19 protein-coding genes and 1 pseudogene are annotated in these 16,782 nt (G+C 55.4%); 12 read left to right on the plus strand and 8 right to left on the minus strand.

What is annotated here, in order from left to right; genetic code table 11:
* Positions 1-21: 21 nt before the first annotated feature.
* The 9 genes and pseudogenes from MWC30_RS18645 (at position 22) to MWC30_RS18685 (ending at position 7,208) form a co-directional block, all read left to right on the plus strand.
* Positions 22-723 carry a protein adenylyltransferase SelO family protein gene (locus MWC30_RS18645; RefSeq protein WP_244085715.1) on the plus strand — a complete coding sequence of 234 codons (702 nt, stop codon included), beginning with the start codon at positions 22-24 and terminating at the stop codon, positions 721-723.
* 153 nt (positions 724-876) lie between these two features.
* On the plus strand, positions 877-1,203 hold the full coding sequence (locus MWC30_RS18650) for a protein adenylyltransferase SelO family protein (RefSeq protein ID WP_256461278.1): 327 nt from the start codon (positions 877-879) through the stop codon (positions 1,201-1,203).
* A gap of 590 nt (positions 1,204-1,793) precedes the next feature.
* Complete coding sequence (locus tag MWC30_RS18655; RefSeq protein WP_244085717.1) at positions 1,794-2,939, plus strand: ABC transporter substrate-binding protein; 1,146 nt, start codon at positions 1,794-1,796, stop codon at positions 2,937-2,939.
* A gap of 68 nt (positions 2,940-3,007) precedes the next feature.
* The gene (locus tag MWC30_RS18660) at positions 3,008-3,898 is read left to right on the plus strand and encodes a branched-chain amino acid ABC transporter permease (protein ID WP_244085718.1); all 891 of its coding nucleotides are present in this window, start codon (positions 3,008-3,010) and stop codon (positions 3,896-3,898) included.
* A gap of 5 nt (positions 3,899-3,903) precedes the next feature.
* A complete protein-coding gene (locus MWC30_RS18665) occupies positions 3,904-4,770 on the plus strand; it encodes a branched-chain amino acid ABC transporter permease (protein WP_244085719.1) in 867 nt (288 codons plus the stop codon).
* A 25-nt stretch (positions 4,771-4,795) separates the two neighbouring features.
* On the plus strand, positions 4,796-5,554 hold the full coding sequence (locus MWC30_RS18670; protein ID WP_244085720.1) for an ABC transporter ATP-binding protein: 759 nt from the start codon (positions 4,796-4,798) through the stop codon (positions 5,552-5,554).
* A 1-nt stretch (position 5,555) separates the two neighbouring features.
* The gene (locus tag MWC30_RS18675; RefSeq protein ID WP_244085721.1) at positions 5,556-6,263 is read left to right on the plus strand and encodes an ABC transporter ATP-binding protein; all 708 of its coding nucleotides are present in this window, start codon (positions 5,556-5,558) and stop codon (positions 6,261-6,263) included.
* Positions 6,264-6,298: 35 nt separating this feature from the next.
* Positions 6,299-6,427: pseudogene (locus MWC30_RS18680) on the plus strand (transposase); the annotation flags it as partial.
* Complete coding sequence (locus MWC30_RS18685; protein WP_368860891.1) at positions 6,405-7,208, plus strand: flavodoxin family protein; 804 nt, start codon at positions 6,405-6,407, stop codon at positions 7,206-7,208. The pseudogene MWC30_RS18680 and the gene MWC30_RS18685, both read left to right, overlap by 23 nt.
* A gap of 164 nt (positions 7,209-7,372) precedes the next feature.
* On the opposite strand, the gene MWC30_RS18690 is transcribed toward MWC30_RS18685, so the two are convergent.
* The 4 genes from MWC30_RS18690 to MWC30_RS18705 form a co-directional block, all read right to left on the minus strand.
* Positions 7,373-8,140: an SDR family NAD(P)-dependent oxidoreductase gene (locus MWC30_RS18690; RefSeq protein ID WP_244085722.1), complete on the minus strand. Its 768-nt coding sequence runs from the start codon at positions 8,138-8,140 to the stop codon at positions 7,373-7,375.
* Positions 8,141-8,520: 380 nt separating this feature from the next.
* The gene (locus tag MWC30_RS18695; protein WP_244085723.1) at positions 8,521-9,252 is read right to left on the minus strand and encodes an O-methyltransferase; all 732 of its coding nucleotides are present in this window, start codon (positions 9,250-9,252) and stop codon (positions 8,521-8,523) included.
* Positions 9,253-9,308: 56 nt separating this feature from the next.
* Positions 9,309-9,902 carry a short chain dehydrogenase gene (locus MWC30_RS18700; protein ID WP_244085724.1) on the minus strand — a complete coding sequence of 198 codons (594 nt, stop codon included), beginning with the start codon at positions 9,900-9,902 and terminating at the stop codon, positions 9,309-9,311.
* Between the two features lie 381 nt (positions 9,903-10,283).
* The gene (locus MWC30_RS18705; protein ID WP_244085725.1) at positions 10,284-11,810 is read right to left on the minus strand and encodes a YifB family Mg chelatase-like AAA ATPase; all 1,527 of its coding nucleotides are present in this window, start codon (positions 11,808-11,810) and stop codon (positions 10,284-10,286) included.
* Positions 11,811-12,067: 257 nt separating this feature from the next.
* On the opposite strand from MWC30_RS18705, the gene MWC30_RS18710 reads away from it, so the two are divergent.
* The 3 genes from MWC30_RS18710 to dksA all read left to right on the plus strand — a co-directional run bounded on the left by MWC30_RS18710 (position 12,068) and on the right by dksA (position 13,685).
* Positions 12,068-12,703, plus strand: a complete 636-nt coding sequence (locus MWC30_RS18710) for a DnaJ domain-containing protein (protein ID WP_244085726.1) — start codon at positions 12,068-12,070, stop codon at positions 12,701-12,703.
* Between the two features lie 43 nt (positions 12,704-12,746).
* Positions 12,747-13,235 carry a cyclic pyranopterin monophosphate synthase MoaC gene (gene moaC, locus MWC30_RS18715; RefSeq protein ID WP_244085727.1) on the plus strand — a complete coding sequence of 163 codons (489 nt, stop codon included), beginning with the start codon at positions 12,747-12,749 and terminating at the stop codon, positions 13,233-13,235.
* An 87-nt stretch (positions 13,236-13,322) separates the two neighbouring features.
* A complete protein-coding gene (gene dksA, locus MWC30_RS18720; RefSeq protein WP_244085728.1) occupies positions 13,323-13,685 on the plus strand; it encodes an RNA polymerase-binding protein DksA in 363 nt (120 codons plus the stop codon).
* Between the two features lie 273 nt (positions 13,686-13,958).
* On the opposite strand, the gene MWC30_RS18725 is transcribed toward dksA, so the two are convergent.
* The 4 genes from MWC30_RS18725 to MWC30_RS18740 form a co-directional block, all read right to left on the minus strand.
* Positions 13,959-14,972 carry a biotin--[acetyl-CoA-carboxylase] ligase gene (locus tag MWC30_RS18725; protein ID WP_244085729.1) on the minus strand — a complete coding sequence of 338 codons (1,014 nt, stop codon included), beginning with the start codon at positions 14,970-14,972 and terminating at the stop codon, positions 13,959-13,961.
* A 25-nt stretch (positions 14,973-14,997) separates the two neighbouring features.
* Entirely contained in the window at positions 14,998-15,744 is a 747-nt protein-coding gene (gene cobS / locus MWC30_RS18730; protein WP_244085730.1) for an adenosylcobinamide-GDP ribazoletransferase, read from the minus strand.
* Positions 15,745-15,809: 65 nt separating this feature from the next.
* Positions 15,810-16,346 (minus strand): bifunctional adenosylcobinamide kinase/adenosylcobinamide-phosphate guanylyltransferase, encoded by a 537-nt coding sequence (gene cobU / locus MWC30_RS18735; RefSeq protein WP_244085731.1) that lies wholly within the window; start codon positions 16,344-16,346, stop codon positions 15,810-15,812.
* Positions 16,337-16,777 carry a DUF3842 family protein gene (locus MWC30_RS18740; protein WP_244085732.1) on the minus strand — a complete coding sequence of 147 codons (441 nt, stop codon included), beginning with the start codon at positions 16,775-16,777 and terminating at the stop codon, positions 16,337-16,339. Before MWC30_RS18740 ends, cobU begins: the two co-directional genes overlap by 10 nt.
* Positions 16,778-16,782 lie beyond the last annotated feature (5 nt).

Consider the following 16,782-nt stretch of genomic DNA (forward strand, 5'->3'; position numbering starts at 1 on the left):
CAGATTATCCGTCAATGATCCATGAATTTCCGAGAGTTTTATCTGCCTATAGAAAAAATGATTGAGAAATGCCTGACTCTATACTTTTCTCAATCTAAAATAAGGACTTATATTTCCGAGAGACCTCGTCATATTCGTGTTGGCACCTTTGAATATTTTGCCGCCCGACAGGACCTGGAAAATTTAAAGCGTCTAACGGAGTACTCGATCCAAAGGCACTACCCCGAAATTCAAAACGATTCCGAGGCTCATCTTCTTTTTTTCCGCAAGGTTGGACGTGCCCAGGTTGAACTTGTGGCAAGTTGGATGGCCCTGGGTTTCATTCACGGCGTGATGAACACGGACAACATGTCCATAGCCGGGGAGACAATCGACTTTGGACCCTGCGCTTTCATGGATCAGTTTCGTTTTGATCAGGTTTTCAGTTCGATCGACCAATTTGGTCGTTATTCTTATTCCAATCAGGCCCAAATCACCCTTTGGAACTTATCCCGACTCGGGAATTGTCTGGTTCTCCTGACCGATAATGGCTCCAAGGAGGTAGCGGAAATGCTGAACAAGGAACTGGACTCTTTGGGTACATTTTTCGAGAAGAGGCTTGCCTCAAAGATGTTAAAGAAACTGGGAATCCTAATGGATGTAGAGCCACAAGACATGGATCTTGTCCGTCGATGGCTCCATTATCTGGAAGCAGAACAGCTTGATTACACCTTAAGTACCTGAGCGTATATTTCTTAACATTTTGTCTTGCTGTCCGTTCGCCCTGAGCCTGTCGAAGGGCACAACCAGACATGCCCTTCGACAGGCTCAGGGCGAACGGTTCGTTTTGTTAGAAAACTTTTGCTTGGGTACTTAAGCTTTCGAAATTTTGCCACTTTGGTAGAAAACGATGACGATTTTAATTTTTTTGAAAGGACCAGCACCTTTCAGGATTTTTATCAGTCATGGCGAAAGAGGGTTAAAAATCAGGACGTGGACACCGAGACGATAAAGAAGGAAATGAACAGGGTGAATCCTGTGTTTATCCCCAGGAACCACAAGATAGAGCAGGTGATTGAAGCCGGGCTGAGGGGGGACTTCAGTCTTTTTCATGAAATGAACGAGGTGCTCGAGAAACCTTATGAAGAGCAGGAAGAGCTCAGTAGCTATAAATTGGCTCCCAGACCGGAGGAAGTTGTCCAGGCCACGTTTTGCGGAACCTAAATACCAGATATTTGGGTTCGGGAGACCACAAGATGCATCGAGTTTCCAAATTTCTGAAGCATAGACCCACACAATAATGTAGCCGATACGTCCATCGTCATTCCGGCTCGACCCGGAATCCAGAAGCCTAACTTTACGTGAGAGCAATTGGCCCGGACCAGGGCGGCAGAGCTTTTTGATACGCCGGAACTTCATGAGCGCTTTGAAATGGATGGGTTCCTCACCGTTTGCGTCGTATTTGCTGAGATCCTTTGGACTTGACACAGCGCTAAAGGTAGGCCATCCTCGTTATGGAAAGTACTTTCAGACTCAGCGGTTGTGGCGGAATGGGCATGTCTTCTCAAATTCTCCCATTTTTTAGGGACTGCCTCCCATTCCGAATTCCGGGAAAATCTCCTTTAAATTTATAGTGTACAGCCAACGATTGTGCTGGAGGAGCTCTGTTTTTTTCTCCCTTGTCGTTGGCGGCATCCCATGGTGGACTTTCGGATGCGTGTTGGCTTCGGTCCTCGAACGCGAGGGGTGTCGGCTTGCGTCGTCCCACGGTTCAGGAACAGAAAACCCGCGATACGCTTTGCAAGGAGGTGTCCATGAAGAATGAGAGATTTCGCAAAGGTTACAGACTTATCCTCGTCCTCATCCTGATGGTCTCTGTCCGATCTGTCACGTTTGCAGCGGGACAGGAAGTGAAGATCGGTGCTGCATTGAGCATGACAGGTGCGGCTGCCGCTTACGGTGCTACACAGAAGAACGGCATTCAGCTCGCCTCCGATGAGATCAATGCGGCAGCTGGAAGCGACGGCATCAAGATCGTCCCTCTTTTCGATGACGACGCCAGCGTGCCGCAACAGGGGATCAACGTTTATAACAAGTTCATCAACGCCGATCGTGTTGCTCTCATCATCGGGCCCACTCTGAGCAACACCGCCCAAGTCACGAACCGCATCGCACAGCAATCCGGCGTTCCCGTCCTTGCCATCAGCAACACCGCCAAGGGCATCACCGACATAGGCGATTACATCTTCAGGGACTCGCTGACGGAAGCCGTCGTCATTCCCAATACCATCCGAGTTGCAAAGGAGAAACTGGGAATCAAGAAGGTTGCGATTCTCTATGGTGATGACGACGCCTTCACCAAGGGCGGCTACGATGCGTTCAAGAACGCGCTGTCTGAAGCCGGCATCGAAATTCTCAGTGAGATGACCTTTGCCAAGGGCGACCGGAATTTCTCGCCCCAACTGACCCAGCTCAAAAGCTTGAACCCGGATGCTATCGTAGTGTCGGCCCTTGTCGAGGAGGCCTCTGGTATCTTGAGTCAAGCTCGCCAGCTTGGCATCCCAGCAACGGTTCCGATCATCGGCGGCAACGGATTCAATTCCCCGGCACTCATCAAGAATGCGGGCGAATCTGCAGAGGGGGTGATAGTGGGGGCAGCCTGGAACATGACTTCAACGAATCCATTGAACAAGCATTTTGTGGATGCCTATACGAACAGGTTCGGGAGCCCGCCCGATCAGTTTGCAGCCCAAGCCTACGCCGGAGTTTACATCGCACTGGAAGCCGTGAAGAAAGCCGGGAGCGCCGACAACCGCAAGGCCATCCGCGAGGCCATGGCTCAGATCAAGGATTTCGATACGGTGCTGGGAAAATTCTCTTTCACTGCAGGACGGGACGCAGACCACACGCCGGTTGTCCAGACGGTGAAGGGCGGCAAGTTTGTGGTCTTCGGCGAATAGAGGTATCACCTCATGCAACCTTGCATCGTGCTGATTCACGGTTCTGAGAAGGGACACGGTGTCTGCTGATGTCTCTTCTCCTCCAGCAGTTGGTCAACGGACTGTTCATCGGGAGCGTATACGGGCTTTTTGCTGTTGGGTATACTCTGGTCTTCGGCGTTCTGGATATCCTCAACATGGCTCACGCGACGGTCTTCACCCTTGGTGGACTGGTTGCTCTATGGCTGGTTGAAGGCAGCGGCATGTCGATCTGGGCAGCTTTCCCTCTCGCCGTCCTTTTCTCCGGTCTGCTCGGGCTTGTTCTCGACCGCGTTGCCTTCGCACCCTTGCGCCAAAGATCCGACACTTACTTTTCAGGTCTCATCTCCAGCATCGCCATGGCGATCATCTTCGAAAGTGCAGCCCTTGGTTTGTTCGGTGCCCATACCGTTCGATTCCCGCCCAACACCATAAAGACGGACATCTGGCGCATCGAAGGGGTCACCATCACGTCGCTGCAGGTGGAGATAGTGCTCGTGGCTTTGATCCTCATGGGAGCCCTGTCCCTGTTTCTCCACCGCACGCGCACCGGCAAGGCCATACGCGCGGTAGCTGAAAGTGAGCGAACAGCGCGCCTGCTCGGCATTCATGTCGATGGAATCATCGCATCCACTTTTTTTGTCTCTTCTGCCTTGGGAGGTGCAGCCGGAATTCTTTTCGGATTGTATTTCGATGCCTTGTCTCCCGATATGGGTCGTTCCATAGAGCTGAAGGGCCTTGCCGTCATCGTGCTGGGTGGGATGGGCAGCATTCCCGGCGCCATTCTGGGCGGGCTGACGTTCGGTCTGAGCGAGGTGCTGACGGTTGCCGTCACAGGAAAGTCCAACCTGCGTGATGCCGTGGCGTTCACCGTGCTCTTCGCCGTGCTTCTCCTGCGACCTGAGGGGCTGCTCGGACGCCGGCGGGCCAGAGAGGTATAGCGCTTATGGCCTTCCTGATGCACTTTTTCGCCGTCTACGGCAATCTGGTGAACTTTATCGGCATCAACGCCCTGATGGCTCTAGGTCTTTACGTAACACTCTCCGCAGGCCAGCTCTCTCTCGGCAACGCGGCTTTCGCCGGCATCGGCGGTTACACTGCAGGAATACTCACCATGCAGTTTCATGCGCCCTATATTCTCTCCATCACTTCGGGCGCCATGCTTTCGGGGATAGTCGCCGTGCTCATCGGACTTCCTGTGCTTCGACTTCGCGGAGTCTTTCTGGCAATGGCTACTCTCAGCTTCGGCGAGGTTGTGCGGATTGCCGCGGTGAACCTCACTATAACGGGAGGAGCCCAAGGGCTGGTTGGAATCCCCAACAAAACCACCACGGGGCTGATTTTCACGGTCCTCGCGCTTACAGGGTACTTTATGGCGAAGCTGCGACAATCCAGGATCGGATGGAGCTTCGAGAGCATTCGCGAGGACGAAGCCGCAGCGGCATCCCTCGGCGTCAACACCACCTTTTACAAGACCGTCGCGTTCACAATAGGAGCGATCATTTCCGGCCTTGCGGGCGGAATGTACGCACACCTCAACTTTATCATCTCCCCGGGCGAATTCGGCTTTTCGGCAGCCGTTCAACTCTTGATCTACAATATCGTTGGCGGGACCCGCATATGGTATGGCCCATTGCTCGGGGCAACGCTCCTGACTGCGCTTCCGGAAGTGCTACGGGGTATTGGTGTTACGGCCGGACCGATCAGAATGTGCGTGAACGGCATTATTCTGCTCCTTGTGATCCTGTTTTTACCCAACGGCCTTATTTCACTGCTCTCCCGGAGCTCCAGCATTGCTGGTCCCCGGCCGTAAGCTCAGCCATAGGGAACCTGTATCCATGTTGCTCGAGATTGTTGGAATCACCAAAACCTTCGGCGGTATCCGCGCTCTCGACGGTGTTTCGTTCTCGGTCGAAAAGGGGGCGATCCACGGGCTGATCGGCCCCAACGGCGCCGGCAAGACAACACTTATCAATGTCCTGAGTGGCACTGCCAAACCAATGGAAGGCCGCATCCTCCTTGAAGGCGCTCTCATTCACTCACTCCCGCCTTATAAAGTGGCGGCACTCGGAATTGCGCGAACCTTCCAAAACATTCGCCTCTTTGCGGGCATGAACTGTGTTGAAAACGTCATTGCCGGGCAGCATCTCAAGGCTAAGAGACAGCTCCTCCCCCGACTGCTCCACCTTCCCTCTGCAAACCGCGAGGAACGGGAATACCGTGATAAGGCTATGGCGTGCCTGAAACGGGTCGGGATCGAACATCGAGCCGCGATCCCCGCCGGGTATCTCTCCTATGGCGAGAGGCGTCGCCTTGAAATCGCCCGCGCTCTGGCATTGGAGCCACGGATTTTGCTCCTCGATGAACCGGTGGCCGGGATGCGCCGAAGGGGTATTGAGCAGGTGGGCGGTTTGATCCGTTCCCTCGCAACCCAGGGAATGACTATCCTGCTGATCGAGCACAATATGAAATTTGTGATGGAGTTGTGTTCAAGAATTACGGTTCTGAACTTCGGCCGTGTAATCACGACGGGCGCTCCAAGCGAGGTAGGTCGGCATCCACAGGTGATTGAGGCCTATCTTGGAGCAGAGGCATAATATGCTTGAAATCCAAGGCTTGACCGTAACGTACGGCCCAGTCGAAGCGGTATCCGGTCTCTCGTTTCACGTAGCGTGCGGGACAGTGGCAACTCTGATTGGGCCGAACGGGGCCGGGAAGACAACCACTCTCAACGCCTTAAGCGGTGTAGTGCGGCCCAGTAGGGGCAAGATTCTTTTCGATGGGCGGGACATCACGCGGATGAGTGCTCACAGACGCGTATCTGCCGGCATTGTGCAAGTTCCCGAGGGGAGGCAGGTGCTTGCGGGCATGAGTGTCCGCGAGAACCTGGAACTGGGCGGATACAGGCGTCCCCGATGCGAAGTGTTGCGTGATATGGAACGAATGGAGGAGCGTTTCCCCATCCTTCGTGATCGTCGCTATGCTCCTGCCGGCTCTCTTTCAGGAGGTGAGCAGCAGATGCTTGCGATCGCCCGCGGATTGATGGCGAAACCGAAGGTGCTGCTCCTTGATGAGCCATCTCTCGGGCTGGCGCCGAAGTTGGTCACAGCCATTTTCAACATCGTTCGGGAACTGCGCGACGAGGGGCAGACCATTCTCCTCGTGGAGCAGAACGCCCGTCAGGCGCTCGTGATATCTTCCTATGGTTATGTCATGGAAAGTGGGAGTCTTGTTCTGGAAGGGCCGGCGGATGAATTGCGTTCGGACCAAAAATTGGCTCAGACCTACCTTGGCCAGACCATATAGCCTCTGGTTGGGACTTCTTCTGCCAAAGTTGTAGTCGGAATGGCTGTGCCTGGCGTCTGTTGCCTCATGATTTCTCTCCCTGGGTGACGGTTTACCATTACTTCTCTACATGGCGTCGTGACGGAACATGGGAGCGAATTCATGACGCCTTACGAGAAAAGCTTTGAGAAACGGAAGGACGTGAAGCCGAACGAACGGCAGCCATCATGGATAGCCAGTCTGCACTCTTTTGGGAGCAATAAAATGAAGGTTCTAGGAATCTGCGGAAGCCCAAGAAAAAACACATTATCAGGGACTTACAGACTCATTCACACGATAGTCAAAGCCACGGGTTGCGATTATGAAGTGATTTCGCTCAAAGGAATGAAAATCTCGGGGTGTATCGCATGTCTGGGCTGCGTTGAGGACAATGTTTGCAGGGTGGAAGATGACTTGACACCCCTTAGGGAGAAAATAATCCAGGCGGATGCCTACGTCATTGGTGCTCCCAATTACTACTCGGGTCTAAATGCTACAACTCATGCCTTCCTTGAACGATGGTTCCAATTTCGTCACCGGGAAGGTAATCTCCTCTGGGGTAAGTTGGGTGTTGCTGTTGGTGTTGGGGGCACCACGGGACAATTTCCGGCTGATGAGATTGAAAAATTCTTCCTCTATAACTTCATCGAGACTGTTTCCAAAGTCATCGGGCGAGGAGCAGCCTCTTGTTATTCTTGTGGATATGGAGAAACATGCAGAGTGGGTATTCCGTATCTCCTTCACGGCGAACAGGTTAAAATTACTCCAGAAACGACTCCCGATGTTATCAAGCTGTCCGATGTCATGAAAGCCGCCGTGAATGCCGGCGAGCTCCTGGGCCAACGTCTCAAGGGAAGTCATGACAGAATGGAAGTCACTCTCAAAATGCAGAAGGTGATGATGAATGGATTTCGGGGTACGGTTTAAGTTGATCATTAGAGGGGGGCTTGCCCACCATCCTGCCCAGTTTTGACTGGAGCGTATAATAACCGACAGCCTCTGTCGCTGCAGGGGGCCGCTCGTAGGATAGAGAGGTAGGTTAGCGGTTGCGTAATTGCGAGCCTCGGCACTTGGCAACTACCTGTTGGTTATTACTGGTTGCGGCCTGCCATGACTCCTCCATCAACGTTCCAGATTGCCCCTGTTACCCAGGCGGCATCGTCGGAGAGCAGGAACACGACGATAGAGGCCACATCCTTGGGGGTTCCAATCCGTCCAATGGGGTGAAAACTGTTGAAGGTCTGCAGGACGTCATGAACCTCCTCGGGCTTTATGAAAGCGGCGTAAATTGGTGTCTCTACCACAGCGGGGGCCACAGCGTTGACACGGATATTCTTGTCTGCCAGTTCCATTGCCAGGTGCTGGGTCAGCGAATGAAGACCTGCTTTAGCCATGGAATAGGCTGAAGAGGGTGTGGCTTTGATGGCCTGATGCGCCCACATCGAACCGATGTTCACAATGGCCCCGCCTCCGTTTGCGATCATGTTCCTCACTACCTGCTGAGTCAGGAAGAACATGCCCCGATTCAACTCCATATAGGCGTCATAATCATTAGCAGTATGCTCCAGGAAGGGTTTTGGAGAAAAAACGCCAGCCGCATTTACCAGGTATTTCAACTCCTTCATCTTCATATCCACATGGCGTATCAATCTTTTGAGATCGTCTTCTTTTGTAATGTCGCTTTGGAACGTGCGTACCCTGCTTAGGTCTCCACATGTCTCGCGCGCACGTTCCAATTTGTCTAGACTACGCCCCACCAGTGTCACAGTAACCCCTGCTTGAACCAGCATCTTCGCGGTTGCCAGCCCCATCCCGCTCCCGCCACCAACGATCAACGCTTCCTTGCCTGTAAAGCTCATAGGTTCCTCCTGCTTGCTCCAAATCGTGGGCCGGTACGCGCACCTTCTCTATTACTCTCACCTGTTCACCAACGCGGTCAAAACGCTAAAACCTCACTCCCTTGGTTTGAAAGAAGTGGCTTTGCTATTCGCTCTATCTATAATGCTTGCAATCAGTACCGCAAGGGTGGCCATGATGATTATCCCATAAAAAGTTCCGACTCCTCCCCTCGAGGCGATGGGTGCTCCGACCTCCTGATCTATCCAATCTTCGGGATGTCCGTTCTAAACGGTTTTTGAAACCTCAACTCGCGCCGACTGGTGTGAAACACCCCCTGAATGCACACCACTTGGCGGTCAGGAAACAAAGTGTTCATGATCTCCCTATCTGACGCTGGGATTCATTCAACACTGACGCGTTTCCTGATCAGGTAAATCCCGTCACGGATGGTGAGGAACAGTTTTTCGGCCCTGTCGTCTGCTTTGACCAATTCGTTGAAGTCTGCCATTGCCTGGCTGTCATCGTCTTTTGGATCGAAGATTCTGCCGTACCAGAGGACGTTATCGGCAAGTATCAAGCCGCCGTTACGCAAAATCCGCATGGATTCCCTGTAATATGCACTGTAGTTTCGCTTGTCGGCGTCGATGAAGACAAGGTCGGTCCTTGCATCCGGCAGGGTCTTCAAGATTTCCAGCGCCTCACCAATGCACAGAGTGATCTTAAAGCCTCTGGAGCTTCGGTCGAAAAAATTCTGCGCGATCTTTGCATGGTGAGAATTATGCTCGATGGTCAGGATTTTCCCGTCATGGGGCAGGACCTCGGCCATGGCAAGAGCCGAATAACCGGTAAAGGTGCCAATTTCGACGACGTGCTTTGCGCTCGACAGTTGAACTGCTAACTGCAGAAACCGGCCTTCAACCCGACCGGTGAGCATACTGGGATAGGGTGTCCTTGTGAGTGTAAAGTGTTCAACCTCCTCAAGGAGCGAGGACATGGGCGACGTATGATCCGCAGCATACTCTTCCGCCTGTTTGGCCACGATATCCATGAAGCAGTAGATGCCGGCGGAATTATTTGCTTGCCCGCCGGATCCTTGAGTAGGTTTTCGACTCATAGGATCACTCCCAGTCAATTCTACAATCCTTCGAGACATGTTAAGTTTCTTTGTCTGACATCCCGACATTACTACTATATCGCATCAAACACCTCACCGTTCATGGTGCCTTCCAGAACCTTCACATACGCACGGGCAACCACTTCGACTGGCGTCCCGATCGATGGGTCCATGTTAAAAGCCTCGAGCGTATCAACCACCCAATTCGGGCTTACGACGTTGATGCGTATGCCCCTGGGCATTTCCAGTGCCGCTGCCCTGACAAAGCCTTCGATCGCTGAGTTCACGAGACTGATCGCAGTTGAACCATTCATGGGTTTGCGGCTCAATATGCCACTCGTAAGCGTGAATGATCCGTTATCCCTTATGTGATCCATACCGAACCGCACCAGGTTTACCTGCCCCATCAGTTTATTGTTCAGGCCGAGAGCAAAGTCCGCATCCGTAAGCAAAGTCATGGGACCAAACTTCGCAAGTCCCGCTGCACTGATCACTGAATCAACTGGTCCAATCGCCTCGAACATCTCTGAAATGGATGCCGTGTCTGCAATATCAACATTGTTAACAGATTTACTGTGGCTGAACGGAATCACCTCGTGGCGGTGACCGATCGCCCGCACAATGGCACTGCCTATTGTTCCCGTGGCACCGATGACAATGACCTTCATATTCTTTGTCCTCCTGAGGTAATGATAAGGACTCTACAAAAATTTGCTCAATCCATGCTCACACAGATGCCAAAGGTAAGTTGTCCCTTTACCGCCGTTGAATTCCGTTTCGACTTTAGATCGATTACATCCTGGAAATGAAAGCTGTCCCGAAGTTCAATCCACCATGGCGTGATGTCCTGCGAATATCGACTCAAGCAATTGTGTTAGTGTGGAATCATGGAGATTCCCCAGGTTTTTCATGAAATATCTGGATCAGGTATTGGAAAGGGAGAGCCGCGTCCTGGGGTTCGAGAAGGCTTTCTGTCAGTGATGGATGGGCGCATCCCTCCCCTCTGGTTCTCGAATTATGACCCGTGCCGCTGACTCCCGGCCGAGAATTCAAAACAGCCGCCGGTCCAGGGACCGGTACTGCACGGCCTCCAGGAGATGGTTGGGGGCGATGGCGCCCTCCCCCGCCAAGTCCGCTATGGTTCTTGCTACCTTGAGAATGCGGTGGTAGGCGCGGGCGCTGAGGCCCAGGCTTTCGATGGCACGTTCCAGGAGCTTCTGCCCTTCCCTGTCCAGGTGACAGAATTTCTTGATGTGCCGAGGTTTCATGAGGGCATTGGAATAGATGGAGTCCTGAGCAAATCGTTCCAGCTGGAGCTTCCTTGCCTGGATGACCCGGTCCCGGATGGTGGCCGAACTTTCCACGGGCTGCGTGGACTGGAGGTCCTTGTAGCGCACGGCCGGGACCTCGATGTGCAAATCGATGCGATCCAGGATGGGGCCGGAAATGCGGCCCCTGTAGCGCTGCACCACGTTGGGAGAACAGGTGCAGGGGCGGCTGGAATCGCCGGAGTAGCCGCAGGGGCATGGGTTCATGGCGGCGATGAGCATGAATCGGGCGGGGTAGGTGAGAGACATGGCGGCGCGCGCGATGGTCACCTGCCCGTCTTCCAGGGGCTGCCGCAGGAGGTCCAGGATGTTGCGCCGGAATTCGGGAAATTCATCCAGGAATAGAACGCCGTTGTGAGCCAGGCTCACCTCCCCCGGCCTGGGAATGTGGCCGCCTCCAATGAGCCCCGCATCCGAGATGGTGTGATGCGGAGAGCGGAACGGTCGCAGCACCATGAGGGGCTGGTTGTGGAGCAGGCCGGCGACACTGAAGATTTTTGAGGTTTCCAGTGCTTCTTCGAAGCTCAGGAGGGGCAGGATGCTTGGCAGACGCTGGGCCAGCATGGTTTTTCCTGCTCCCGGGGGCCCGATCATGAGCACATTGTGCCCCCCTGCCGCGGCGACTTCCAGTCCCCGTTTGGTGTGCTCCTGCCCCTTCACTTCTTCAAAATCCATTTCATTGAGCATTTCGACATTCCAGATCTCCCGGGTATCCACGCGGACGGGCTCGATATCCGACTGGCCATTCAGAAAGCTCACCACCTCCGCAAGATGGCTCATGGGATAAATGGAGAGCTCTTCCGTCACGGAGGCTTCGGCGGCATTGCCTGCGGGAAGGAGCATGGCGCGGTATCCACTGCTGCGTGCCTGGATGGCCATGGGGAGGCTGCCCGTGACCGGCTTGATGCGGCCATCGAGGGAGAGCTCTCCCACGAGGATGACCTCTTCGGCCCTGCCGGGCTTGATGACTCCCATGGCGCCCAGTATTCCGGCGGCGATGGGAAGATCGAACCCCGCTCCTTCCTTCTTCAGATGCGCGGGAGCGAGATTGACTGTGATGCGTTCTGCGGGAAAGGGGTAGCCGCTGTTTTGCAACGCGGTTTTGACGCGGTCCTTGCTTTCGCGAACGATATTGTCGGGAAGGCCCACAGTGGAAAAAGCGGGCAGCCCCGGCGACAGGTCTACCTCGACTTCCACCAGAATGGCTTCGATGCCCAGCAGGCTGCAGGTGTATGTTTTGGAGATCATGGCCGAGACACACGGGATGGTTGGGAGGGTGTCAAGGAACGTTTGAGTCTTGTTTTGTTCATCGGATGTCCTTAAGATTATTTATTCAACACAATCCACAATTGCTGCCGGTGAGGGGGCGCCCGGTAGAAATTTTTCCGGGCGGCTGCAAAGAATATCGTCCCTCGCCTTTTTCGATTTTTGAGGCTCGCTCTGCAATTCCCCCAAGAGGGTGCTGCGGAGTCATGGTGGTGTTTCTCAAGCAGAATGATCGGCATATGAAGTGTTATTATAAAATTCTTGGAGTGACCCATCGGGCGAGTGGCGAGGAGATCAAAAAGGCTTTTAGAATGCTTGCCATGCGGTGGCACCCCGACCGGAACCCGCAGGAGTCTCATGCAGCCCAGAACTTCCGGAGAGTCGTCGAGGCGTATGAGACGCTCATGAACCCGTCCCTGCGACACAAGTACGATAAGTCGCACGGCTACGGTCGATCCGGAAAGAGCCCGCGGCGTACCCCGATGGAGAGCGGGAATGGAGGCAGTGATTCTCTGGGGGAAGTTTTCCAGAGCGCTTTCGGCATCGCTTTTGGCGGAGCGAGTACTCGCAGCGAGAAAGATCTGCGTTTTGACCTTCAGGTCACCCGTGGCGCGGCCATGGAGGGGACCTTCGAGGAGATTTCCTATCATCGCATGGTTTTTTGCGACTCCTGTCGGGGAAGTGGTCGAAGAAGCGTCCTGCAGTTCTGCGAAAAGTGTGAGGGAACGGGAGAAAGGGAAGAACTGTGTACGCTGCAATTGAGAGTACCTCCAGGCAGCAGGGATGGAGCGCGGCTTCGTGTGCCGGGAGGGGGCGACCGGCTGAATCCCGGGAGAGGGTCTGGAGATCTGGTGGTGGTTTTATACGTTGTCTGATTTTTCGTAAGGTTTTGAAATAGTACTTTTAGGCGGAGGCGATATGAGCGACGGACTTGAGGAATTCACCCATCTCGATGCCCAGGGACAGTTGCGGATGGTGGATGTGAGCGAGAAAGAGACGACCTGGAGGGAGGCCCGGGCTGAGGGGAAGGTCTTGCTGGAGGCCCAGACTCTTCAAAGGATTGTCTCCGGGGAGATGCCCAAGGGGAATGTCTTCGAGGCTGCCAGGCTCGCAGGGATCATGGCTGCCAAGAAGACGTGGGACATGATTCCTCTGTGCCATCCACTGCAGCTCACGGGAGTTGAAATTGAATTTTCATCCGATACGGAGCGCAATGAAATCCACATTGCATCGCGTGTTCGGACCAGGGACCGCACCGGCGTCGAAATGGAGGCCCTCGTGGCAGTTTCCGTCGCGGCCCTGACGATCTACGACATGTGCAAAGCCGTAGACCGGGGGATGGAGATCCGGCAGGTCCGGTTGACTCACAAAAGCGGCGGCAAAAGTGGGACCTATGAGCGCCTGTAACGTTCGATTTTTGCTTTACTCTTTCTTGTGAGTGTGTTAGCCAAGAACGTTTTCATATCATAAATAACCTTTCAGGGGGCTATCTATATGGACAAAGAGACGCAGGCGTACTTCAAGGAGAATTTGCTCAAACGACTGGACGAGCTCTATGCTGAAGCCGAACGAACCGTTGCCGGGATGACCGATACGGAAGAGACTTTCCCCGACCCTACGGATCGTGCCACTCTTGAGTCCGATCGGAATTTTATGCTGCGTATCCGCGACCGGGAGCGCAAGCTGATTTTGAAGATTCGCGAGGCTTTGCAGCGCATTGAAGATGGAAGCTTCGGGATATGCGAATCGTGTGGGGATGATATCGGCAAAGAACGCCTGGAAGCCCGTCCTGTGACAACCCTTTGCATTGAGTGCAAGCGGAAGCAGGAAGCAGGAGAGCGGGCACGAGGCGCGTGATCCTTTGATGGACGTCCTCCCGTTACTCCGGAGCCATGCACATACCCCCATGACTTTCGAAGGGGGATTGGGGCTCTTTCAGCGTTCAATCCCCCACAAGAAATTGCCGTCCCATTCAGTCTTTCCTGCTTTCCCCCTGATGCCCCTCCGTTGTCTCAAACACAGTCACTGATAGCTTCCGTTCCCTTCCAGGATTACCTTTTTGCGACGATTTGAGGCCGTGTCGCCTCCCGCATCCGGCGATGACTTTTACTCCGCAATACTGCGTGGCGCTCATGTAAAATCCCCTCGCACGTGCGTTACATCCCCCACCCAGACGGTTTCTTCCCTTCCGTCTTCAAGGCGGAGCTTGAGGGCCCCCTGCGGGTTGAAGCCTGTGACCTTTCCGGCAAGTTCTCCGTCAGTCGTCTGCACGCGAACCATTTTACCCAGGATGATGGAATATTCTTCCATGACTGCCATCAGGGACTCAAAGCCATTCTCCAGGAAAAGATCATACTGGGCTTCGAATTCCTCCAGGAAAGCCATGAGAATTTCCTGCCTGGGCACGGGATGCCCCAGTTCCAGGGCCACCGAAGTCCCCGGATAGCGGAAGGATGCGTCCATGTGCGTCGCGTCGTGATTGACGTTCATCCCGATGCCCACGACGAGGAAACGGGTGAAATCCTGGTCGGATTGCATTTCCGTGAGGATCCCTGCCGCCTTCTTCCCTCGAATGAGGATGTCGTTGGGCCACTTGATTCCGGCGGGGAGAGCGTACAGTCGGCGCAGGATTTTGACATAGGCGAGGGCGGCCACCAGGTTGGCCAGGGCGGCCTCCCTTACGGGAAGCGCCGTGCGCAGCAGGAGGGAAGCATAGATGCCGCACCGCGACGGGGAAAGCCAGGGGCGCTGCAGCCTTCCTCGGCCACGCGTCTGCTCCTCGGCAACGACGACGGTGCCGTGGGGCGCTCCCCGGGCAGCGAGGCGCAGGGCTTCATCGTTGGTGGATGCGATTTGAGGGAAATAATGATACGACCTGCCCATCCAGCGGGTGGTCAGGTGTGGTTCGACTTCCTCGGGAACCAGCAGGTCGGGCACCGACAAGAGGCGATACCCCTCCTTGGGATGGCTCTCGATGTCATAGCCGAGGGTACGAAGGCTCTGGATATGCTTCCAGATTCCCGTGCGGGTGAGGCCCAGCTGCGCGGCCAGCGCGGTTCCCGAACAATAGGAACCTCGGGCATCTTTGAGTTGTTGAAGGACTAGCCGATGAGTGGGTTGGTGAGAGGGTTCCATGGGAGACATGCTTCGAGGCTCCTTTGTGAGAGGCTCAGGGGGCGAAACAGGCGGCTGCCGAAAAGAGCAGCACTTCCACCAGTTCGTTGGTGGCTCCCAGGACGTCGCCGGTGATGCCGCCCAGGGTCTTCCGGGCGAGGCGGCGCAGTGCTGCCACCATCAAAAGGGTGAGGACGGCGTAGACGGGAAAGAAGAAGGGAGTGAGGCAGAGTCCCAAGGCGACGCTCAGGCCGCAGGCGGTGTAGAGATCCCGCGAGCGCATTCCCTCCAGGAAGAGCTTGCCCAGTCCTCCCTGGCGTGCCTTCGGACTTTTGTAGGCGGCGAGCACCATGCCGGTGCGGCTGAGGGCAGGAACCAGCAGAAGGGGCGGCCAAGCGTGCTGCATGAGCAGGGTGTGCAGGGCACTGGCTTTGAAGAGCAGCGCCAGCATGAGGGCCAGGGCGCCGAAGGCTCCGATGCGGCTGTCTTTCATGATTTCCAGCCGGCGCTCGGGAGTGTATCCTCCGCCCAGGCCGTCGGCCAGGTCCGCCAATCCATCCATGTGGAGGGCTCGCGTGAGGCCCGCCAGCAGGGCGGTCATCCATGTGGCCAGCAGAAGAGGCGGGGCCACGGAGAGAAAGGGATAGGACAGGGCGGTCACGATGGCCCCCAGCAGGAAGCCCACGAGGGGGAAGAAGGAAAAGCTTGCCGCCAGGTCTTCCGAAGAGAGGGTTCGGCTGGAGGCTCCGGGGAGACGCAAGACCGTGAGAAAAGAGAGGGCTGTCGCCAGTGGCTGGATCATGTGGGAATTCCTGCAGGATGGTTGATGAGGACGGGATGGCTCAACTGTCGGTCCAAGGGGCGGGGTCATTTGAGGGCGAGGGGGAGGCCGGCCACGACGAGGGTGACTCCAGCACAAAGCGTTGCCATGCGCTGGTTGGTCCATCCCGAGAGGTCACGGAAACGGCGTGCCAGAGGATTTTCGGGAACGATGCCGCCTCCCACCTCATTGGAAACGAAAAAGAGGGGGTAGTCGGCAGTGGGAATCCATCGGGCGAGGGCTTCCACCACCGCTTCGGGGGAGGAAGCGCCTTCCTGCAGGAGGAGATTGCTGAGCCAAAGGGTCAGGCAGTCCACCAAAACCGGCCGATGGTGGCCCTGCAGGGATTGAAGCAGCTGAGGGAGCTCCAGCGGGCATTCGTGCGTCACCCAGTCCCGTCGGCGCCGTTCCTGGTGTTTTTGCACGCGGTGGGCCATTTCTGCGTCCAGCACCTGGGCGGTCGCCACGTAAACGTAAGGGGGAGCCAATCGGGATATGAGGCTTTCGGCATAGGTGCTCTTGCCGCTTCGGGCGCCCCCCAAAATGAGGTGTGGAACACGCGGGACAGGAGGGGCTAAGGACATGGCTCGGGCTCTTTCCGGGCAATGAGCTCTGTGAGGTGGTGACTGACGAGCTTTTCCACCAGGTGGGGGAGGGGTTCTCTCACGGTGCCGACGATGACGATGGGATCCTGGGTGACGGGGAGGAGGATCTTCGTGGCCTGGGCGGAGCCGATGGCCTGGACCATGCCGGGGGTTACTTCCCCCATCATGGAGTGGGCGAGGAGAATGGAGATGGGCCCAATGAGGACATCCACCTGCTGCACGCAGTGGCGGATGGCATTTTCCCCTGTGGCGCCCCGGTTGGCGTGGGCTTTCATCATCTGGGCCGTCGCAATGGCATTGGTGCCCAGCGCCCAGATTTCCACCCGGTTTCCGTGGACTTCAACGATCTTCTTGATGATGGTGGTGCCAATGCCTCCACCCTGGCCGTCGATGACAGCAATGCGGATCAAGAGCA

Source organism: Desulforhabdus sp. TSK, from assembly GCF_022836495.1.
Lineage (GTDB): Bacteria > Desulfobacterota > Syntrophobacteria > Syntrophobacterales > Syntrophobacteraceae > Desulforhabdus.